This is a genomic window from Saccharothrix sp. DSM 118769 (assembly GCF_052936295.1).
In genome coordinates this window covers 5,502,928-5,523,658 of the sequence record NZ_CP193627.1, presented here as the reverse complement: position 1 = coordinate 5,523,658, position 20,731 = coordinate 5,502,928, and the positions used below count along the sequence as shown (strand labels likewise).

Annotated in this window: 18 protein-coding genes and 2 pseudogenes; 12 read left to right on the top strand and 8 right to left on the bottom strand. The window is 72.3% G+C overall.

The features are described 5' to 3' along the window. Positions 1-24 precede the first annotated feature (24 nt). Together ACRAKJ_RS23640 and ACRAKJ_RS23635 are read right to left on the bottom strand one after the other, a co-directional pair. Positions 25-1,533, bottom strand: coding sequence for a DHA2 family efflux MFS transporter permease subunit (locus ACRAKJ_RS23640; protein ID WP_438922642.1), 1,509 nt, complete (start codon positions 1,531-1,533; stop codon positions 25-27). 38 nt (positions 1,534-1,571) lie between these two features. Continuing rightward, positions 1,572-2,918 carry an NtaA/DmoA family FMN-dependent monooxygenase gene (locus ACRAKJ_RS23635; protein ID WP_438922643.1) on the bottom strand — a complete coding sequence of 449 codons (1,347 nt, stop codon included), beginning with the start codon at positions 2,916-2,918 and terminating at the stop codon, positions 1,572-1,574. 95 nt (positions 2,919-3,013) lie between these two features. On the opposite strand from ACRAKJ_RS23635, the gene ACRAKJ_RS23630 reads away from it, so the two are divergent. Further along, positions 3,014-3,616 (top strand): TetR family transcriptional regulator, encoded by a 603-nt coding sequence (locus tag ACRAKJ_RS23630; RefSeq protein WP_438922644.1) that lies wholly within the window; start codon positions 3,014-3,016, stop codon positions 3,614-3,616. A 50-nt stretch (positions 3,617-3,666) separates the two neighbouring features. Here ACRAKJ_RS23630 and ACRAKJ_RS23625 read toward each other — a convergent pair. Further along, positions 3,667-4,247 (bottom strand): annotated as a pseudogene (locus ACRAKJ_RS23625) (transposase); the annotation flags it as partial. A gap of 356 nt (positions 4,248-4,603) precedes the next feature. After that, entirely contained in the window at positions 4,604-5,230 is a 627-nt protein-coding gene (locus tag ACRAKJ_RS23620) for a TetR/AcrR family transcriptional regulator (protein WP_447008665.1), read from the bottom strand. Positions 5,231-5,289: 59 nt separating this feature from the next. Here ACRAKJ_RS23620 and ACRAKJ_RS23615 point away from each other — a divergent pair, with 59 nt between their 5' ends. Next, a complete protein-coding gene (locus ACRAKJ_RS23615; RefSeq protein ID WP_447008664.1) occupies positions 5,290-5,547 on the top strand; it encodes a hypothetical protein in 258 nt (85 codons plus the stop codon). On the opposite strand, the gene ACRAKJ_RS23610 is transcribed toward ACRAKJ_RS23615, so the two are convergent. Both ACRAKJ_RS23610 and ACRAKJ_RS23605 read right to left on the bottom strand, forming a co-directional pair. Continuing rightward, on the bottom strand, positions 5,488-6,219 hold the full coding sequence (locus ACRAKJ_RS23610; protein ID WP_438920931.1) for a hypothetical protein: 732 nt from the start codon (positions 6,217-6,219) through the stop codon (positions 5,488-5,490). The two genes, ACRAKJ_RS23615 and ACRAKJ_RS23610, sit on opposite strands and share 60 nt — an antisense overlap. A gap of 55 nt (positions 6,220-6,274) precedes the next feature. Next, positions 6,275-6,718 (bottom strand): hypothetical protein, encoded by a 444-nt coding sequence (locus ACRAKJ_RS23605; protein WP_438920932.1) that lies wholly within the window; start codon positions 6,716-6,718, stop codon positions 6,275-6,277. 668 nt (positions 6,719-7,386) lie between these two features. On the opposite strand from ACRAKJ_RS23605, the gene ACRAKJ_RS23600 reads away from it, so the two are divergent. From ACRAKJ_RS23600 to ACRAKJ_RS23585, 4 genes and pseudogenes are all read left to right on the top strand, one after another. After that, positions 7,387-7,839, top strand: coding sequence for a hypothetical protein (locus ACRAKJ_RS23600; protein WP_438920933.1), 453 nt, complete (start codon positions 7,387-7,389; stop codon positions 7,837-7,839). Between the two features lie 115 nt (positions 7,840-7,954). Next, a pseudogene (locus ACRAKJ_RS23595) lies at positions 7,955-8,239 on the top strand (helix-turn-helix domain-containing protein); the annotation flags it as partial. Positions 8,240-9,166: 927 nt separating this feature from the next. Next, on the top strand, positions 9,167-9,469 hold the full coding sequence (locus ACRAKJ_RS23590; protein ID WP_438920934.1) for a hypothetical protein: 303 nt from the start codon (positions 9,167-9,169) through the stop codon (positions 9,467-9,469). Positions 9,470-9,699: 230 nt separating this feature from the next. Continuing rightward, positions 9,700-11,151, top strand: coding sequence for an FAD-binding protein (locus ACRAKJ_RS23585; protein ID WP_438920935.1), 1,452 nt, complete (start codon positions 9,700-9,702; stop codon positions 11,149-11,151). Positions 11,152-12,283: 1,132 nt separating this feature from the next. Here the strand turns inward: ACRAKJ_RS23585 and ACRAKJ_RS23580 are convergent. After that, positions 12,284-12,514 (bottom strand): hypothetical protein, encoded by a 231-nt coding sequence (locus ACRAKJ_RS23580; protein ID WP_438920936.1) that lies wholly within the window; start codon positions 12,512-12,514, stop codon positions 12,284-12,286. A 420-nt stretch (positions 12,515-12,934) separates the two neighbouring features. Between ACRAKJ_RS23580 and ACRAKJ_RS23575 the strand changes: the two genes are divergently transcribed. The 6 genes from ACRAKJ_RS23575 to ACRAKJ_RS23550 all read left to right on the top strand — a co-directional run bounded on the left by ACRAKJ_RS23575 (position 12,935) and on the right by ACRAKJ_RS23550 (position 17,992). Next, entirely contained in the window at positions 12,935-13,798 is an 864-nt protein-coding gene (locus ACRAKJ_RS23575; RefSeq protein ID WP_438920937.1) for a pyridoxamine 5'-phosphate oxidase family protein, read from the top strand. 167 nt (positions 13,799-13,965) lie between these two features. Then, positions 13,966-14,097: a lasso RiPP family leader peptide-containing protein gene (locus ACRAKJ_RS23570; protein WP_438920938.1), complete on the top strand. Its 132-nt coding sequence runs from the start codon at positions 13,966-13,968 to the stop codon at positions 14,095-14,097. Between the two features lie 6 nt (positions 14,098-14,103). Then, a complete protein-coding gene (locus ACRAKJ_RS23565; protein WP_438920939.1) occupies positions 14,104-16,008 on the top strand; it encodes an asparagine synthase-related protein in 1,905 nt (634 codons plus the stop codon). Further along, on the top strand, positions 15,980-16,246 hold the full coding sequence (locus ACRAKJ_RS23560; protein WP_438920940.1) for a lasso peptide biosynthesis PqqD family chaperone: 267 nt from the start codon (positions 15,980-15,982) through the stop codon (positions 16,244-16,246). Before ACRAKJ_RS23565 ends, ACRAKJ_RS23560 begins: the two co-directional genes overlap by 29 nt. Beyond that, positions 16,243-16,689: a lasso peptide biosynthesis B2 protein gene (locus ACRAKJ_RS23555; RefSeq protein WP_438920941.1), complete on the top strand. Its 447-nt coding sequence runs from the start codon at positions 16,243-16,245 to the stop codon at positions 16,687-16,689. The genes ACRAKJ_RS23560 and ACRAKJ_RS23555 overlap by 4 nt, the downstream gene beginning before the upstream one ends. A 190-nt stretch (positions 16,690-16,879) precedes the next feature. Beyond that, entirely contained in the window at positions 16,880-17,992 is a 1,113-nt protein-coding gene (locus tag ACRAKJ_RS23550) for a DUF2235 domain-containing protein (protein WP_438920942.1), read from the top strand. Positions 17,993-18,180: 188 nt separating this feature from the next. Here the strand turns inward: ACRAKJ_RS23550 and ACRAKJ_RS23545 are convergent, their stop codons facing one another. Further along, a complete protein-coding gene (locus tag ACRAKJ_RS23545; protein ID WP_438920943.1) occupies positions 18,181-20,271 on the bottom strand; it encodes a tetratricopeptide repeat protein in 2,091 nt (696 codons plus the stop codon). Between the last annotated feature and the right edge of the window lie 460 nt (positions 20,272-20,731).

Below are 20,731 nucleotides of genomic sequence, written 5' to 3'. Positions count from 1 at the left end.
GGTGCTGCTCCTTCTGTGTGGTGGTCAGGTGTGGTCGGGAGCGGGAGCGGTCGCCTCGGCAGGCGCCGGTGGCCGGCCGACGAAGAGGGTGCCGACGACCGCGCCGAGGCCGATGACCGCTGCGGTCACGAAGGCGGCCTGTCCGGCGGACTCGGCCTGGGCGAGCGCGCCGGCGTCCGCGGCGTCGGAGCCGATGGTGTAGGCGGAGATGAGCACCGCCCCGCCCGCGGCGCCGGCGAGCTGCTGGATCGTGGTGAAGGCCGCGGTGCCGTGCGGGTAGAGATCGGCACGCAGGCCCGCCAGCGCCGTCGTCGTCATCGGTGCCCACATCAGGGCCTGCGACGCCGACATGACGAGGTACGCCGCCAGCGCCGTCCCGACCGCGGTGTCCTCGTCCACGGTGCTGAGGAACCACAGCGATGCCGTCCACACGAGCGCGCCGGGGATCGCCAGCGGTCGGGGGCCGACGCGGTCGTACACCCGCCCACCCAGCGCCGAGACGAGGGAGATGGCCGCACCGCCCGGCACCAGGAACAGGCCCAGGGACAGCGTGCTCAGGCCGAGAACGTCGGTCAGGACCAGCGGCAGCACGATCAGGCTGCCGAAGCCGACCATCGCGATCACGAGCATCACCAGCAGCGAGAGCGTGAACGTCCGGGACCGGAAGACCCGCATGTCCAGCAGGGCGTTGCCCGACCGCTGCAGAACGACCTGGCGCAGGACGAAAGCCGCGACGCCGGCCACGCCGACCAGGATCGGCACGTACGGGGCGACTGGCGCGTGGCCCGACACCGACTCACCGATCGACGCCAGCCCGTAGACCAGCGCGCCGAACCCGACCGCGGACAGCACCAGGGAGAGCACGTCCAGGGTCACCGGCTCGGGCGTGGTGGTGTTGCGGAGCTTCAGCCCCCCGAGCACCAGGGCGAGGGCGGCGATCGGCAGCATGAGGATGAACAGCCAGCGCCAGCTGAAGGCCGACAGCACGACACCGGACAGCGCGGGGCCGACCGCCGGCGCCACGGCGGGCACCGCCGTGACGATCGCCATCACGGCGCCGCGCCGGGCAGCGGGGACCAGCCGCATGGCGGTGGTCATCAACAGCGGCAGGACGACCGCGGTACCGGCGGCCTGGATGATCCGACCGGCGAACAGGACGCCGAAGCCCGGCGCGAGGGCGGCGATCGCCGTGCCGACGGCGAACAGCGACATCGTGCCCAGGAAGATCGTGCGCAGGTGGAAGCGCCGCATCACGAAGCCGGTGGCGGGGATGAGCACCGCCAGGGTCAGCAGGTAGCCGGTGGTGAGCCACTGACCGGTCGTCGGGGTGATGCCGAGGTCGACGATCAGGGTGGGCAGCGCGACGCCCAGCATCATCTCGTTGAGCAGGACCGTGAACGTCGAGGCCATGAGCAGCCCGATGATCAGGGCGCTCCCCGGGGGGAGCCGGTCGCCGGCGGTCGTCTGCGGTGCGGGGGTGTCGGGGGTGTCGGGGGCGATGAGGCCCGGTGCCGGAGCGTTCTGGATGGACATGGGATGTGCTCTCCGTCCGGGGGTGGGTGGAGGTCGGGTCAGTTCGACGTGCGCGCCGCTCCGGCGAGGCGCGGGTCGAGTCCGTACTGGGCGGGGGCGCCGAGGTGATCGCGGAGGGTGGTGCCCTCGTAGTCGCGGTGGAACAAGCCCCGCTCCTGCAGCAGCGGGACGACCTGGTCGACGAAGGCGTCGATGCCGTCGGCGTAGACGTCGACGGCAAGCGAGAAGCCGTCGCACGCGCCGGCCTCGAACCACTCCTGCATGTGGTCGGCGACGTCGGCGGCGGTGCCGGGCACGACCGGGTGGTAGTCGATGACGCCGTGGGCGAGCACGTCGCGCAGCGACCAGCCCTCGCGGGCGACCGCGAGCGCGTGGGGTGAGCGCGGGTCGCCCGGGCTGGGCCGCGCGGCGGCCAGCTGCTGCGGGGTCAGGGGCTCGTCGAGCTGGTCGGGCGTCAGGCGCAGGCCGAGCATCGCGCCGAGGTAGCCCACCCGCTGGTGGAGGTCGATGACCTCGTCCAGCTGCCGGCGACGGTCCAGGGCGGCCCGCCGGGAGGGTGCCACGCTGGGCATGAAGCCCGCGAACAGCTTCACCTCGTCGGGGTCGCGGCCGACGCTCTCGGCGGCCGCCCGGAGCGCCGTCCGCTGAGCCCGGCCCTCCTCGATGCTGAACGGGTTGGCGTAGACGCCGCCGGCGTAGCGAGCGGCCACCTCCAGGCCGTTCCCGCCGCCGCCGGCCTGGAAGACCACGGGCTGCCCCTGCTCCGACGGCGGGATGGGCAGCGGCCCGCGCGAAGCGACGTGGCGCCCCCGCAGGTTGATCGGCTGGATCCGGCTCGTGTCGGCGAACTGCCGTCCGGCGACGTCGCGCACCCAGGCGTCCTCCGCCCAGCTCCCCCACAGCGCCTGGACGATCTGGACGACCTCGTGGAGGCGCTCGTACTTCTCGGCGCGGGGAGGAAGCGCGATGCCGTAGTTGGCGGCCGCGGCCTGGTTGGAGGTCGGGACCGCGTTCCAACCGGCGCGGCCGTGGCTGGCCACGTCGAGGGCCTTGAACTGGCGGGCGATCGTGTACGGCTCGTTGAGGGTCGTCGAGGCGGTGGCGACGAGCCCGATCCGCCGGGTGGCCCGTGCCATCGTCGTCAGGACGACGAGCGGGTCGATGGAGTGGTTCGGGACCGCGCGCTCGATGTCGTTCTCGAGCGCCGGGGTGTCGGCGAGGAAGACCAGCTGGATCTTGCCGCGCTCGGCCGCCTGCGCGTGCCGCGCGAAGACGTCCATGTCGGTGTAGCTGGACGGGTCGACCCCGGGCATGCGCCACGACCCGGGCTGTGAGCCGTAGCCGTTGGCGATCTGGATGGCCAGGAGCATCTGCGGGCTGGGCACGATCGGTCCTCTGCGCTAAAGTGGAGAGCGTCTCCGCCTGACTCCACCGAAGATACGGAGACAGTCTCCGCATTGTCAACGAGGGGTGGCCGGACGTGTCCGAGACGACAGCAGCCCGCGAGCGCAGGCCCCGGACGGACGCCCGGCGGAACCGGACGCACATCCTCGAGGTCGCCGAGCAGTACTTCACCGAGCACGGCATCACCGGGTCACTGGACGCCATCGCCAAGCGGGCGGGCGTCGGGCCGGGCACCCTCTACCGGCACTTCCCGAACCGGGAGGCCCTGCTCGCCGCCCTGCTCGAGGCCCGCGATGCGGAGCTGGCGTCCCGTCAGGACGCCATCCGCGCCGAGGTGCGCGACTCCACCGAGGCACTCGCCCAGTGGCTCGACGCACTGGGTAGGTGGACGACCGCGTTCGACGGCCTGCCCGAACCACTGCGCGTCGCGTTGACCGACGAGGTCCCGTCTCCGCTGGCCCTCACCTGCCAGGGATTCATCACGACCACCGACGAGTTCCTCGCCGCCGCGCAGCGCGACGGTGGCGCCCGACCGGACGTGCGCGGCCGGGACCTCTTCCTCGCCGTGCTCGCCACGGGCTGGGTGGCCGGAGCCGCCATGGCCGACGAGTCCTCGACCGCGGCCCTCAACACCCTTGTGAGGACCGGCTGGGAGGCGCCCCGGCCCTCCTCCGCCTGAAGGCCGTCACATAACTGATCTCGTGGTTGGTGGCTTCGAGTACTTCCCGGTCAGCCGGTGAGGGCGAGGCTGTGGAGGCGGGCGATGCCGGAGGCGGTGTCGCGCAGGGTGTGGGCGGCGCGGCGGTGGTCGCGCAGGACGGTCCAATTGTTCATGCGGGCAAAGGCGTGTTCGGCCCGGGCCCGGATCGACCGGTGGACGGTGTTGGGGTCTTCCTGCCAGTCGGTGAGTTCGCTGCCGTCGCGGGGTTCGCGGTAGGGCATGATCACTTCGGGATTGCCCTGGTAGCCGCCGTCGGCCATGACCGGGCGACCGTCGAGTACGTCGGCGATGCCGGAGTCGCGGTAGACGGTGCAGTCGTTGCGGTTGCCCGGTTTCGGATCGCCGGTGGCGATCACAAGCGGGTGCCGGCGTCGATGGCGACCTGCAGGTTGGTCGAGCAGCGGTAGTTCTTCGACCGTGCGGCCAGGCGGTGGTCGCGGGTGGGTACCAGGGTGCCGTCCACGATCGCGACCTGGTCGATCCGGCGGCGCCTCACCGGGGCCAGGGCGAGCAGCGGGCCGATGGTGTCGATGACCCGGTGCGCCGCGGCGTGCGACACCCCGAACAACGGACCGAGCTGCCGCATCGTAGCGAGTTCTCCCGCGGCGTCGTCGACGGTGTGGTCGCCGCACTCGCCCGGGACGGTTGACCGACGGGACGGGTCACGGACGGCGCACCTGGACCTGCGCTGCCGTCGGACGGAGCGGGCGTTCGTCGAGGCGTTCGGCGCAGAGCGGGATGGTCGGGCGGTCGGTGTCCGTGCCGCGCGTCCGACGATGCGGTCCGACTGCGCCTTGCGGGTGCCGGGCTCCTCGCGCGACTCCGGGTCGCGGTCCGGTGGGTCGTCTCACCGGATCGGTGGCGGCCGCACGGCATCCGCGCACCCGTGTGGGCGGAGCGGTCCGCCGACGGACACCCGGTCGGGTCCGAGGCCGCGGTTCGCCGTCAACGGCCCGCCGAGGCTTGCCCGGGCGGGTGCGCGGGTGTGGGGAAGACCGTTCCCAGCACGTGGGTGAGGATGGCGGCGGAGTCGGGGGGCGGGGCGATCGTGTGACGCAGGGCCAGTCCGATCCCCAGTGCGCCCAGCATGACGACCGCTTGGTGCAGGGGCATCGCGGGGGTGAGCCCCAGGCGTCGGGTGTGCTCGGTGAGCAGGGAGACGACTTCCTCGTCGTGACGTTGCTGGACGGCGGCGATCAAGGGGGCGGTGTCGGGTTGCTGCGCCGTCGCGGCGAGCACTTCCGCGGCCGCGGCGCTCCACTTCGCCGCGTCTTCGCCGGTCGGGTCGAGGAAGGTGAGGGCGGCGATCAGGTCGTCGCGGTCGGTGGCGCGGGCGAGGGCGTCGCGCAGTCCGCGCAGGTGGGTGTCCGCGTCGGCTTCGACGATCGCCAGCCACAGCCCTTCCTTGCCGCCGAAGTGCTTGTAGACGGCGCCGCGGGTGTAGCCGGCGTCGGCGGCGATCTCCTCAACCGTCGCGGCGATGAAGCCGCGTCGCAGGAACACCTGCCGTCCGGCTGCCAACAGCTGTTGGTGGGTGCGTCGCTGCTGCTCCGCCCGCGTCAACCTGACCATCGCCCACCATTCGGTAACGGAACGTTTCTGGAAACGCGATGTTACTCTATGCTCGGTGCATGGAGCTCCTCGGTGTCGTGGCGTCGCTGCTGAGCCTGCCCCTGAGCCTGACCGGGTTCGCCTGGTACGCCGTGCGTGCCCGCCGCAGCGGCGGAGGGCAGTCGCTCATGTCGCCGTTCCAGGAGATCTGGGACCCGATCGCCCACAGGACGAGCATCGAGATCCGGGCGGAGGCCGAGCGGACTCCGCAGACACCCTCACCAGGCGACCCGCCGTTGCCCCTGCCGCGGCGCCCCGACGAGCCCGCCGATCAGTGACGAGGGCGTCCGCTCATCGGCAGGAGCGAACGCCGGGCGGAGTCGAACGCGTGCCCGCGTGCGGCAACGGGTTCCCGGTGGGCGGCACGGTGACCGGGCGGTGCCAGCCGGGTGTGGGCAGTTCCCACGGCTGGGCGATCGCACCTCCGGGCTCGATCCGTACGCCTGGACTTGAGTGGCGTCCTGCGTCCGACCGGCGCGCCGCGACGCCTTCACCAGGTGGCACATCGTCGGTGGCGCGGACGTGCGGCCCGGCAGTGGATGCGGCTCGTCGTGCTCCAGCGACTCCCGGAGCACCGAGTCGGCCTCGTCGTGGCGTCCGAGCAACCCGAGCAGTTCAGCCGGCTTGATGCTGGCCACCCCGCCCGCCTTGGCGGCCTGTACCCGTAGTGGACGCTCTGCCTCTTCGAGGCAGTCCAACTCGCCGAACTTCTCCACCGGCAGGTTCGCTCCCCGCAGGCTGTGCTCGGCGCTGAGGGCGTACCACTGGACCGCCTCCGGGACGCGGTCGTGCCGCACCAGCCAGGCGCCCAGCGCCCACATCGCGCCGATCGGATTGCCCATGCCGGCGAGCTCGCGCAGCAGGGCGAGGCATTCCTCATCCCTGTCCCGGCGGTCGAGCAGGCCGTGCAGTTCGCCGGGTGAACAGTCGAGCGGCTCTCCGGGCACCATCACGCCTTCAACGCCCGCAGCGCCGTTGGTGAGGTCACCTCACCGGAACGAAGCGTCAGAACTGCGGGTCCAACTCGCTGGCCCAGGTCCGGTCGCCGGCCGGGATCTGCCAGTAGGTGCGCCCGTCGATCGGGAGGAACGCGGCGGCGCGCCCCGCGGCCTGGGGGTCGAGCCGGCACAGGGTGGAGTAGTTCACCGGTGACAACCCGGTGCCGACGAGGTTGCAGCTCCACCGGTACTCACCCGCGGCCAGTGTGATCATCCTGTTGCCCGGGTCGTCCAGGCCCGCGATGCGGTGCCTCCACTCGTAGCGACCAGCGGCCAGCGTGATCAGCTTGGCGCCTCCGGACGGCAGCGCGGCACTTCCGGTCGAGGTCGAGGCGAGCAGGATCGTGCGGGAAATCCTGGCTGTCTCGGCGGCCATGGCCGGGGCGGTGCTGACCAGCCCGGACACCAGCACCGCCACTGCTGCGACCGCCGCTGTGCGAATCTTGCTCACGTCGTCTCCACTTCGATGGTCGAACGCGTACCCGGCCCACCCTGACGTGAACGAGGACCGGCGCGCCGGTGCACGGGCGATCACCACCCGGACGAACCAACGAGGGATCGCGCCGTTGACGCCGTGGTGTTCTTCAACACCGTGACCGACTGGTGGTTGCGGTGATGGTGCGCTCGGGGCCGTGGCAGGCGGAGTTCGACGGGACCGGTCGCAGACGCGGCGCACCGCGTCGCCCTCCTCGGGCACGACGTCCTCCGTGTTCCGTGCGCACCGGACGGAAGCTGCCTCCACCGTCGTGATCGGGACGACCGCAGTCCTGCGGTGATTACCACGAGCGGTGCTCGGCCACGCGACGCGCCCGCTCTCCGTTCCCGGCTGTTCAGGACCTGGGCCTGGTTTTCGGGTTTACGCTGCTCAAGCCCGTTTCAGTGCTTTGCCGGCCGATCGGGTTGACGTCGAGGACTTGTGGACTCCGGCGTCGGAACCGTTCGAAATCCGCCTCGAACGGCGCGCGGCCGTACGGGTGGCACCCCGTGTTCGCGGCGCGGCAGGCCGGTCCATTGGTGAGCATTAACGAGTCAGACCGAATGTTTGTTACTGCTTAACACCACCTGGACGGACTGCGAATGAACCGAATGTGGAAGCGCGTGGCTGTGGGCGTAGCGGCTGTGTCCGGAGCGCTGTTGGTCGGCGCCCCGGCGGGCGGCGCCGCGTCGACCCAGGCGGAGGCCGCCGACCTGTTCTGCCTCGTGCAGGCCGGGGAGACGACCCGGTGCGCGCCGACCCAGGCGGAGATGCTGGAGATGGCGCCCGCGGCCAGCCACGTCCTCAACCTCTGGGAGCACCCCGACTACGGGGGGTTCCACCTGGAGGTCTGGAACCCCAGCGGCGACTGCACGCCGGAGTCGGACTTCTCCCCGGCCGACGCCGGGTCCGACATCCCCCTGCTCAACGGCCAGCGGTGGGTGTCCTCGGTCCGCAAGATCGACACCGGCCACTGCAACTGGATGTTGGTCGGCCCGAACGGGTACCGCTCGACGGAGGTCGAGAACGACTGGCCGCGTCTGGGCACCCTCGGCAACAACTGGGACAACCGCGCGGTCAGGGTCCTGGTCGACTAGGTGTTGCGGGTCATGACGTTGGTGACGGCTGGTAGGGCCTGAGACGAGGGACGGGTCTTTCGGCGGTAGGACGAGAAGTGCGACCAACTCGTCCGCCAAGCAGAAAGACCCGTCCGTGCTTCACGGTAACGCGCCGCTGTCCGTCGAAGGCCGCCACCGCCTGGTCCAGCGCTGCAGAACCCGTTCCACCGCCCATGTCGCAGCGGAGATGGGCATCTCACGCCAGTGCGCCTCCAAGTGGGTCAACCGCTACCGCCGCTTCGGTGAGGCAGGTCTGGCCGACCGCCCCAGCGCCCCGCACCGACAGCCCGCCGCCACCCCCGCCGAGGTGGTGGCCCGAATCGAACGGCTGCGGCGGGAGCGCAAGTGGTCGGCCCGCCGCATCGCCCTGGAACTCGCCGAAGGTCGAGCGCTACCAGCGCATCCTGGCCGAGGAACTCCTCTACGCGCACGTCCGGACCAGTGAACAACACCGCACCGACCCTCGCGGTCTGGAACGTGCACTACAACTACCATCGCCCCCACACCGCCGCCGGAAACCGACCACCAGCCACACGGCTCCACACCGGCGTCACCAACGTCCTGGCCTCGTACGACTAACCGTCACCACCGAAAGTGCGCCAGAGCCTCAAGATCGGTGTGTTCGGCCCGATTGAGCGTGGTCGAACGCAAGGCGGACGAGGCGATGGCGGCGGTGCGGCACGCGGAGCGACTGTGAGCTGATGCCCGCACCGGGCTGCTGGACGTGCTGAGGGGATCGGCACACCACGATCTCGCCGAGCAGTGGGCCGCCTTGAGGCCGAGAACGCCTTCGACCTGACAACCCTTTCGCGGCGGTGCTCGGCGTTCACGGCATGGCGGGAAGCATTGGACACGGTGCTGGTCGGGCTTCGCGATCCTGCACCCACCGGTGCTGCATCCGGGGCTGCGCCGGCACGGACGCCCCGGCGATCACCGGACGCCGCTCACGCGCCGGGACCGGCACCTGCGCGGACGCGACAGCCCCAGTCGGAGACCGGCGACCGCGCGACCGCCCACGACGGCTCCCACTACCCGGAGCAGGCACGATGGGCAGTGGACGATCTGCCCCGCCGAGTGCGGCGCGGCGCCGAAGGCGAGAAGACCGTCGGTCGCGTGCGTGTGGGCGAGGTCGACCACGGCACCATGACCTCGGGCCGGGACGACACCTGGACGCCGGCCGTCGACTCCCGCACGGCCCGGCTGGTGCCGGGCACCACCGCGTTCCGATCATCGCGCGTTCCGCCCGGATCGACGTCCTCGGCACCGCCGCGAACCACCGCGACACGATCGGTGGACGACGGCGTGGGTGTTCGGCGCGGCGGTGCGTCCCTGGGCGCCGCGGGCGGGGGCAGTCGGTCGGGCGGGTGTGGTGTTGGTCGGTCCGGGTGGCGCGGAAGCCGGCGACCTCGCACCGGTCGGCGCGGCTCCGGGCGCGGTGGTCGGTACCGGGGTCGGTTTCGAGGATCAGGACGACGCGGCGGCCCTCCTCCGCGATCGGGAGCCCGAAGCGCCGACGGCCTCCGCCGGTTTCGGACTCGGCACCCACGCCGCGTGGCGGGAAATCCCTTCGGGTGCCGACCAACCACTGTGGACCCGCGAGTTCGGATGAACCCGTTGACCCGGCTGGCTGAACGGCCTTCCCGAGCCCAACCGGTGCGGAGATGCTGATCGTGCGGGTGCCCCCTGTGGGCGTCTGTCGCAGGTCCCACCCGGTCCGGTCGCATCGGTGGATCCTGCGGCCCATGTCCGGTCCGTGCCGGGATCGACGCAGTGGAGGGAACGAGCATGCCGGTCAGTCGGAGAACCCTGCTCAGTGCCGGTGCCGCCACCGCGGCCGCGGTGGCTTTCGAGCACAGCGCCTCCCCAGTGGCGGCGGGTACCGGGCTCGGCGTGGACGCCGCCGCCTGGCGGGAACTGCGCCGGACCCTCAGCCCGGCCGCTTGGTCGTCCACCGCCGCGCGGCGCTTCGCGGACTGCGCCCCGGTGGACAACCAGCGCTACGCCTCCCCACCCCCGCTCAGGGAGATCGTCTGCCAGGACGAGCACGACGTGCAGGCCGCCGTGCGGTGGTGCACGAGGGACGGGATGCCCTTCAGGCTCCGGTCGGGCGGCCACAACTACGCCGGCTACTCGACCACCGGCGAGGGGGTGGTGATCTGCATGGGGCGGTCCATGCACTGGGTGCGCCCGCGCGGACGGCGGCTGCACCTGGGCGGTGGCACGACCAACTCCGACGTGTACGACGCTCGCGGCACGGGGCTGTACTTTCCCGGTGGGCGCTGCCCGGGTGTCGGCGTGGCCGGGCTTACCCTCGGCGGCGGGCTCGGGTTCAACGACCGCAAGTGGGGGTTGACCTGCGACCGGCTCGTCGAGACCCGCGTCGTGCTGGCCGACGGCACTCTGGTGCGCGCCAGCGAGGACGAGAACGCCGACCTGTTCTGGGCCTGCCGCGGCGGGGCGGGTGGCAACTTCGGCGTCAACACCGCCTTCGTCTTCGACGCCGTGCCGGTGGAGCGGTTGCGCGCCACCGTCTTCGACCTGACCTTCGCCCCGGAGGCCGGTGTCCCGGTGGTCGAGGAGCTGCAGCACCTGCTCGACACCGACCACACCCGCGCCCTCGACGTCCGGATCGGGTTCCGGCACACGCGCGACGGCGAGGCGTCGCTGTGGGTGCTCGGGCAGCGCCTCGGCCCCGAGGCCGTCCTGCGCCGCCTGTTCCACAGGTTGCTGGCCTTGCGCTCGACCCGCGCCGTCGTCGAGGAACTCCCGTTCTGGGAGGCGCAGGACCGCTTGATGGACGTCCCGGAGCACAGGGAGTGCTACACCTCGAAATCCCTCGTCCCCGACAGGTGGCTGGACGTGGGCGCGCTGACCGCGGTCATCGGGTGGGTCCGCGACTGGGACCCGGGTTCGGCGCGGGCGGACGGCTACGTGACCCTGTTCGCCATGGGCGGCGCCGCAGCGGACCCCGGACCGCACGAGACCGCCTACCCCCACCGCGCGGCGCGCTTCGTCATCGACATCGGCAGCAGGTGGGCGCCCGGCGCCCCGGTCGAGGAGGTGGACCGGCTGCTCCAACGGACCCGTTCCCTGCACGACGACCTGCGCGTCCGGCTGGGCACCGACGCGGCCTACGTCAACTTCCCCGACCCCGACCTGCGCGGCTGGTCACGTGCCTACTACGGGGCCAACTACGAGCGCCTGGTCGCGGTCAAGGGCATCTACGACCCCTTCAACCGGTTCCGCTACCCCCAGTCCGTCGGCACGCCCGAGGCGGGGGCGACACGGTGACCCGGGCGGGCATGCCGCGCGGGCGACCCGGATCCGCGCTCCGGTCGGGGCATCCGGTCGAGGGGAGCGGTGACCCCGGTGTCGCGTCTGCCGGCCGTGAGGGCGGCTCCTCGGTATGCCGGCGAGGTACCCTCGCCGGCGGTACCGCGACCGAGCACTTCCTCTGCCGGTGTGCGGTGGGGTCACCGGGCACACCAAGTCCACCCTCGTCGTCAAGTCACCGAGGCCCGCGGGGACCGCGGTCGGGCTGCTGCCCACCACGGTCGGGGAGGACGGCCGGAGCACCGACACCCGGGTCGGGTTCGCCGCGACCCCGGGACGTCCTGGGCGTCCCTCACCGTCACGGCGCCCACCGCGCTGACCGCGCTGACGAGGACCTGACGCGGTCGGGCGTCGAGGTCATCGCCGACCGGGGCTCGACCGACTGCTCGCTGAGCCTCGGGCAGTCGGTCGTCTGTAGTGTCTCGGGTGACGCGTGAAGGCATCGAGAGCAGCACCGTCCTGTACGTCGCCGCCGTCACCGCCGAAGGTCGCCGCTCCGGCGCCAGGACCGGAAGGTCTCCGGCTGGACCTCCACGAAGGTCCCGTGGAAATGACGGGGACCGCGCGCACGAACGGGCATCGAGCAGCGGGGCGCCGACCACCGGGGTGGTGAGTCGCCCCGTGCCCGGCGGTGGCCGCGTCACCGGCCACGGGAACAGCGGATCGTGGCGCCTCCCGAGCTGGGGGTAGTGCTCGCGGCCGGAGCACTACGGCAGTTGCAGGCAGCCAGAGCCCCGAGCGTCGTGGACGCTGGTCGAGTCGGACGCCGGGCCGCCCTCCACCGTTCAGCAGGAAAGGTCCGGCCGCTCGCGTTGATCGTGATGGCGCCGGCTCCCTCGTAGGTCACCCGCGATGCGCAGTCGAAGCACCCGACCTCGAGGGCGTGTCCATCGCCGACCGCGCCCCGTACCGGCAGCCGACGTGCAGCGGACCGGCCTGGGCTGCGGTCGCCGGGCCGGTGAGCAGGGCGGCGGTGGTGGTGGCCGGCAGGACCGTCATCAGCCCGCGCGTGTCTCCTCCGTGGTCATCCGTTGTCGTCGTGCGCCCCTGCCGCGGCCATGACCCGTGCCCGGCCGCGGCAGGGCCGGGGTCAGCGAGGGGTGATCGCGTAGACGTTGCCCTCGGTGCGGCCCATCGACAGCACGCAGCCCCAGTACTGGTGGGGTTCCACCGGCCTGTCGCCGTCGGGTTCGCGCAGCGCGCCACCCCACAACCGGGCGCAGTACCCGAGGAAGTTGGCCTTCTGCTGCGCGAAGTCGTTGTCCGCAGGCGGGTCTATCTCCGTTTCGGGCAGAGCCGAGAGGTTTTCGGTCGTGCTCATCGAGTTGACCCCTGCCGGTGTTCGGGCCGCGTTGTCGACCGCCCGGGAGGTGATCTGCGCCGTGCGCGAATGCCCGCGGTGACACCTGCGGGTACGGAACCGACATAGGGCGGGCGCGGTGCTCGCAGGCGTTCCTCGTTGCGCACCAACCGGATAGGCGCGAAGTTCCGACTACCGGATGACATCCGGTCGCCGTGCCGCGAGCGCGATCGGTGTTCGGATTCACCTCCGGGGATGTGCCGTCACCACATGGTGGGGCGCCGTTGCCCTGTCTCGACAGCGCTCCACCTGGGATTACCCGACCGAGTGACTCGTGGTCCGCGGCTCCGAACCCCTGTTAGCGTCCGGTCGCGGAACGAGGCGAACAGCCGACGCGGAACTCGACGCGACCAGGACGTCACCCGATCCACCGGAGAACACATGACCACCGACGAACCGACGGTGCAGGGACCGCCCAAACCCCCGCGGTACGAACCGGACAAGTACACCCGGCCCTCCTCCAACATGTCCTGGCACCTGGTCAAGTACGACAAGAAGACGGTGCACGCGATCCTCAAGGAGGGCTGCTACTGCCACGTGGGGTTCACCGCCCCCGACCCCGACAGCCCCCCGGACGCGCGGTACGACCTCAAGGCGCCCGCCGTCCTGCCCCGGCTCTACGGCTTCCAGGAGAAGGGCCCGCCCGACAACCCCACCGGCGTCGTCTACCTGCACGGTTCCCGCGACTCCCGGATGACCCGGTTGATCACCCCGGAAAAGTCGGGAGCCGTGCCGGTGCCGCAGAAGATGGTCTGCCTGGCGGTGACCCACGTGGACGCCCTCGTGCTGGCTCGCTCGACCCTGCACAACGCCGTGGCCTACCGCTCCGCGGTGGTCTACGGGCACGCTGTCCTGGTGGAGGACCGGCACGAGAAGGAGGAAGCCCTGCGGGTGATCACCGAGCAGGCGGCCCCCGGCCGCTGGGCCGACTCGCGCCCGCCCAGCACCGACGAGCTGGGGTGGACGGCGATCACCCGGGTCGAGATCGAGCGCGCTTCGGCCAAGGTCCGCACCGGCGGACCGGCCGTCGACAAGGCCGACGGCGGCGGGCACTGGGCGGGAGTGCTGCCCATCCGCCCGGTCTACGGCCCACCGATCTCCGCCCAGTACCTCCCCGCGCACGTCGACGTCCCCGCGTACGTCCGGCTGCTCACCGGCATCCGGGGCGGCGTGGACATCACCATCACCCCGCCCCCGGAGGGCCCGCCACCCCCCGAGGGCTCACCGGGCGCTCCCTCCGTCTGAGACGGACCCGTAGCCCTGTCGGGGCGGTGGTCGTGCACGTGCCGTGGTCGCGGGTCCCCTCATGGGGTGCTCCTGGGACGGGTGGCGTTTTCCCGCCGCCGAACGGGAAAACCGAGCCGATGCGGCCGGACGTGGCCGTAAAACCGTTGGAAGACAAGGAGAATGACATGGACGTGGAGATGACGACCGCAATGCCGTACGAGCCGCCTGCCCTGGTGGAGGTGGGCGGGTTCAGCGAGGACACCCTCGGGTGGGGCCATTGGTTCTTCGACGGCTACAGCGAGGGCGACCGGGGATAGGCGCTGATGTCCGGGCGAGGTTGGTTGGTGCTGCCGGACGCGCCGGGAACCCGGTCGTGGTGGCCGGGGCTGACCGGTGCGGTGGCCGGGTGCGAGGTCGTGCCGCACGCCTCGGGACGGCCGTGGCTGGTGGGGTCGTGGGCGCCCGGTGAGCTCACCCTCGCCCGGAGCGGGTCCACCCTGGTGGCGGTGATCGGCACGTCGCCGGTCACCGCCGCCGGGGCGGCCGAGGTCGCCGCGCGCATCGGACGGGTGGAGGACTTCGGCGCGTCGACGTTCGCCGGTTGCGCGCACGTGGTGGTCTCGGTCGACGGGGTGGTGCGGGCGCAGGGCACGCTCAGCGGCCTGCGGCAGGTGTTCCACACGCGCCACGACGGGCTGGTGGTGGCGGGCGACCGCGCCGACTGGCTGGCCGCGCTGACCGGTGCGGGCGTGGACGAGGAGCTGCTGGCGGCCCGGGTGGTGTGCGGAGGGCGGGAACCGCCGCCGCTGGCGGGGCGCCCGCTGTGGCGGGGCGTGCACGCCGTGCGGTCCGACCACTACCTGCGCGTGGAGGCCGACGGTCGCGCCGCGCGTGAGGTGCGCCGGTGGGTTCCGCCGGCCCCGGAGGTGCCGCTGGCGGTGGGGGCGCGGCGGTTGCGGCAGGCGCTGACCGAGGCCGTGGCCGCGCGCCGCCCCGACACCGGTCCGTGGGGCAGCGACCTGTCCGGCGGGGTGGACTCCACCTCGCTGTGCTTCCTGGCCGCCGGTGCCGACGCCGGCGCGGGGCTGGTGACGCTGCGGTGGGGCGAGGCCGAGGCGGGCAACGACGACGCCGCCTTCGCCGCCCGCGCCGCGGCAGCGCTCCCGGCGGCCCGCCACCTGGTCGTGCCCCAGCGCGAACTGCCCGCCCTGTTCAGCGATCCCGGCCGCCCCGGCGACCCGGAGGCCCCGTACCGGTTCGCCCGGACCCTGGCCCGCACCACCCGCACCGCGCTCCTGCTGGCCGAGCACGGCGTGGGGGTGCACCTGGCCGGGCACGGCGGGGACGAGGTCTTCCACGAGAGCCCCGCCTACCTGCACGACCTGCTGCGCACCCGGCCGCAGGCGGCGCTGACCCACCTGCGCGGCTTCCGCGCGCTGCGCCGCTGGCCGTGGTCGGGGGTGATCAGGGCGCTGGCCGACCGGCGCGGCCCGGACGCCTGGTGGCGCGAGCAGGCCGACCTGCTGACCGGGCCGCGGCCCTCGCCCTACGCGCCGACGTGCCTGCGGTGGGGCCCCGCGCTGCGCGCCTCGGCGTGGGCGACCCCGGAGGCGGTCGCGGCCGCCCGCCGGGTGCTGCGCGCCACCGCCGAGCACGCCGAGCCCCTGGCACCGCAGCGCGGGCAGCACGCCACCCTCGCCGTGCTCGGCGGCAGCGGACCCGCTTACCGGTCGTTGGCGCGGGTGTTCGCGCAGGCCGGTGTGCGGCTGGAGATGCCCTGCTTCGACGACCGGGTCGTCGACGTCGCCCTGTCGGTGCGCGCGCACGAGCGACGCACCCCCTGGCGATACCGGCCGCTGCAGGCCGAGGCCCTGCGCGGCATCCTGCCGCCGGAGATCTCCGCCCGGACGACCAAGGGGGAGTTCGGGCAGGACGTGCGCGACGGACTGGCCCGCAACCTGCCCGCCGTGCTGGCCCTCTTCGCCGACTCCGCCCTGGTTCGTGCCGGCCTGGTCGACCCCGACGCGCTCCGCGACCGCATGACGGCGCCCCAAGCCGACAACACGGCCCTGTTCGCGCTGGAGGACCTGATCGGCTGCGAGACCTGGCTCCGCGCCACCACCGCGGCCACCTCCGCGCTCACCTCCGCGACCGCCGCCACCCCGCACGCGATGACCGCACCGGACCCCGGGAGCAACGATGAACCTGCGCCTGCGCCTGCGCCCTGACGTGACCACCACCGACACCGAGCACGGCACCGTGCTGCTCGACGAACGCAGCGGCCGCTACTGGCAGCTCAACCCCACGGGCACCCGCATCCTGCACGCCCTGCTCGCCGACCAGCCCCCGGAACGGGTCGCCGCCGACCTGGCCACCCGCCACGGCCTGTCCCCGGAGCGGGCCAGGGCCGACGTCACGACCATCACCGACCGGCTCCGGGCGGCGAACCTGGTGACCGGGCCATGACCGTCCCCGTCACCCTCGAACAGCGCGTCCGCCTGCCCGTGCACCGGCGCCTGCTGCCGCTGCTCGCGGTGGCCCTCGCCCGGCCGCTGACCGGGGTGAGCCCCCGGCGCCTGCGCGCCGTCCTGGCGACCGCCCGCCGCGGCGCCCGGCCCGCCACCGCGGCCCAGGCCGCCGCCGCCCGTGTCGAGGTGGTCTCCGTCAGCCTGCGCTGCGCGGGGCAGGGCTGCCTGCAGCGCTCGATCGCCACCGCCCTGCTCTGCCGCGCCCGCGGCACCTGGCCCACCTGGTGCACGGGGGTGCGCACCCACCCCTTCGCCGCCCACGCCTGGGTCGAGGTCGACCACCGCCCCGTCGGCGAGCCCCACCCGCCCGGCCACTACCGCACCCTCATCGCCATCCCGCCCCGCCAACCGCGCGGCACGCGGTCCCGGCACCGCGGTTGACGACGGACGGTCGTCGCCCCCGTCGTCCCCTGCCCGTCGTCCTCCTGCCTCGCCGGCAGCGGGGCAGGAGGAACGGTCACCGGCCGTTCCACCGCTGGTCGAGTGAGCGGCTCGATCACGTCGGCGCCGCGCTGCCCCCTCGTGCCGCGCACGTCGCGGTACCCGCCCCGCCCGACCACGTGGAGGACGTGTGACGACCCGCCGACCCGAGGACACCGGCCGCAACCTCGTGCTGTGCCTGGACGGCACCTGCAACGAACCCGAAGCCGGCACCACCAACGTCGCCCGCGCCTACGACATCGCGGTCAAGGACCAGGGGCAGGTGGTCTACTACAGCCCGGGTGTCGGCACGATGGGCGCCCGCGGCGCCGTCACCGGCCTGGGCAAGGCCGCGACCCGGTTCGCGGGCGTGGTCGTGGGCTACGGCGTGCGGGAGAACATCGAGGAGGCGTACCGCTTCCTGATGCGCTTCTACCGCCGGGGGGACCGGATCTTCCTGTTCGGGTTCAGCCGCGGTGCCTACACCGCCCGAGCCCTCGCCGGCCTGCTGCGCACCGTCGGCCTGCTGCGGCCCGGAGCGGACAACCTCGTGCCCTACGCGCTCAAGCTCTACACCCGCAGCGGCAGGGCCGGGCGCGGGCGGGACGAGGCCGCGTTCTGGAGTTCGTGCTCGGACTTCCAGGACAAGTTCGGCAACCCCGACTTCCCCGGGCGCTTCGCGGCGCAGATCCGCTACCTGGGCGTGTGGGACACCGTCAAGACGGTCGGCTGGCTGAACTGGCGCGCCCGCTACGAGCAGGCCCGCTGGCCCTTCACCCGGAAACTGCCCAACGTCACGTGCGGCAGGCACGCGCTGGCCATCGACGAACGACGCCGCCACTACGAGGAGTACCGCTTCCACCGGGCGGAGACCGGCCACGGCGGGCGGCTGCGCGAGATGTGGTTCGCCGGTGCGCACAGCGACGTCGGGGGCACCTTCCCCGACGACCACCGCCTGTCCGACATCGCGTTGCACTGGGTCCTCCGCGGCGCCGTCACGGCCGGGCTGCGCGTCGACCCCGCCGCGTACCTGCGGCACGTCACGGTGCCCATCGACGACGGCCCGCCGTCCACCCACGCCCTCGGCGCCATCCACCCCAACGGCATCGCCTGGGCCCTCGTCGGCCCCGGCCGGCACCACCGCGTCATCGCCCCCGGGGACGAGGTCCACCCCAGCGTCCACGAGCGCATCACCTCCACCCGCGGCACCGCCCACCCCTACCGGCCCGCGCTCCCGGCCACGGCGGCGCCGGGCCGCGCGTGACGCACCGCCTGCGCCCGTCGCCGGCTCCCGTGCGCGCACCTCCGTCATCGAAGTATTGCGACGACCAGGTGAACTCGCCGTGGGTGCAGCAGTCGTAATGCCACACCTCACGATCACCCCCCCGGAAGGCCCAGGGGCAGAGTCGCCGCAGCTCGGTACCCCACTGCAGGGTCCTGGCACCCCACAGGTCAACCCGGCCGCGCGATTGCGCGCACCAGCGCGGATGCCGCCGCCGTGCGGTTGTCCTCCAGCGCGGCGATCGCTGCGGACAGCAGTTGCGCCAGCGGGTCAGAGTCGGGCAGCAGTGCGCGCAGTCGCCGGCACGACTTGGCCGCGTAATTCAGGTTGCCCACCTGGTGGTGTAGTTCTACCGCCCGCTTGAGGTGCGTCCCGGCCGGACCGACTCGGCCGGCGTCCGACTCCAGGTCCGCCATCGAGTCGGCGACGTGCGCCAGCCCGTAGAGGTTGCCCGACCGGGTGTACAGCTCTTCGGCGCGCTGGTGGTAGCGCTTGGCCTCAACCGGCTCGCGCAGGGCTCGGCACGCCTGGCCGAGCAGGCCGGCGGTACTGGCGGTCCCGGTGTCGTCACCGAGGAGTTCGTACAGTTCGAGGGCACGTGACCCGGCGTCGAGGGCTCGATCGAACGAGCGGGCGTGCAAGTGCGCCGCAGCGAGGCCGTTGAAGGCGTTCGCGCGTCCTGGCACGTCGCCGAGCATGTCCAGGTTGTCGAGCGCCTCGAGGTACAGCTCCGCGGATCGCTCGTGGTCGCCGTTCTCCCGATGTGCCCGGGCGAGCTGCTGCTGCAACCGGACCTCGACCTGGGCGTCGCCGAGTTTCCGGATCGCGACCAGAGCAGTCGCGTGGGTGTCGATCCACTCTTGTCGGCGCGCGGTCAGGTACGCGAAGTTCGACGTCGTCCACGCGAGCTGCCAGACGTACGGGTGGAATTCGTTCTCGGCTGCGACGCCGATCGCGGCGAGGACGTTGTCGTACTCCGCGTCGAACCACGCCAACGCGTCGGCGCGGTTCGCGAGGCTCGGCAGGAGGTCCGGGCGCAGGCAGGGCTCCATCGGCACGGGCCGTCGGTGGGCGTTGATGAGCCGGTCGGCGCGACTCGCCGCGTGCACCTGGTGGTTGAGCAGCGCGACGAGTACCGACGCACACCGTTGCGCGGAGTCCAACCGCTTCGCCGTGTCCGCGCCGAAGGCGTGGGTCAACGCGTGGAACGCGTATCGACCGGCCGATGTGCGGCTCAGCAGGTGGCATCGGATCAGTTCGCTGATGACCTCGCGAGCCTGGAAGAGGTCGCCGTCGATCATCGCCGCCGCAGCCGATGCGTTGAACTCCGAGCCGGGGTGCAGCGCCAACGTCCGGAACCCCTCTGCCACCGCTGGTACCAGGTTGTCGTAGGACAGGGCGAAGACCGCCCGCATGTCGGCCACGTCCGGCATCCGGAGGGTGTCCAGGGCTGCGTCCTTGCTCTCCAGGGCTTTGACGACGGGGGTCAGCAGGCTGGCCGGTTCGTCTGCGGCGCGTGCGGCGACGATGTTCAGCGCCAAAGGGTGTCCACCGCAGGCCGCCACGATGCGCTCCACGGCCTTGTTCTCCGACTCGACGCGGGAGGTGCCCAACCGCCTCGCCAGCAACTGGACGGATTCCTCGGTGGTCAGCGGCCCCAACGGGATGCGTTCGGCGTCGTGGTGCACGTCCAAGCCGTCGAGACGGTGCCGCGCGGTCACCAGCGTGAAGCAATCGAGCGAGGTGGGCAGCAGCGGCCGGACCTGCGCGCTGTCGCGCACGTTGTCCAGGATCAACAGCAACCGCCGCTGGTGGAGCATGCCGCGCAGCAACCCCGTCCGGGCGTCGGGGTCAGGCGGAATGGACGCCAGCGGCACGTGCAACGCGTTGAGGACCAACCAGGCCGCGGTACCGGAGTCGAGCGCGGCTCGCGTCTCGTCGAAACCGCGCAGGTCGACGTAAACCTGGCCGTCCGGGAACAACTCGCGTTGAACGTCCGCCCAACGAACGGCCAAGGCGGTCTTGCCTATTCCGGGCGGTCCGTCGAGCACGCAGACCCGGCTGCCGGACGACGACGTCACCAGCTCGTTCAGCCGTCGGATCTCGGCCGCGCGGCCGACGAAGCGGCGCGTGCCGGAGGGCAGGTTGTAGGGAATCGAGGAGGGCGCTCGGTCGGTGTGCAAGGTGACCCCGCCGTTGATGACACCGGCTTGGACCATCGCCGCTATCGACTGGGCATGCGCCGTGTTCTCCGTTGTCATCCACCACCCCCTTCGTGCACCTGGGCGAACCGGTAGGACGAGGGCCTCCGTCGATCCCAGGGATTCGGAGCCGCACTTCGGTCGTCCGAAGGTCTTGCTTCACTCGTGGACGAGAAGCATGTACGGGCGACGCTTCGGCCATTCTTCTCGGGTTTGTGCGAACCGGCCCCTGCGACTGGCGCACGACTGATCATAGGTCGTGCCGTACGCGTTGGGCAGGGCTTACTGCGACGCCCAAGCCGCGGTCATCGCCCGTTCGGGTTGACGGAGCGGGCTCACCATCCTCGTGATCGCCCGGGTGGTTCGTCGACCACACGCTGCGGATGACGTTGTGCGCTGTCGGCGCCGCCTTGTACTGGTGGATCCACCGCTCACCGTCTGCCGGTGCCGCAACAAGCGGTCGGACGGGTGTCGTGCCGGTGAACCGCTGCGGGGATCGGAAGGAGTCTCCTACACTCGA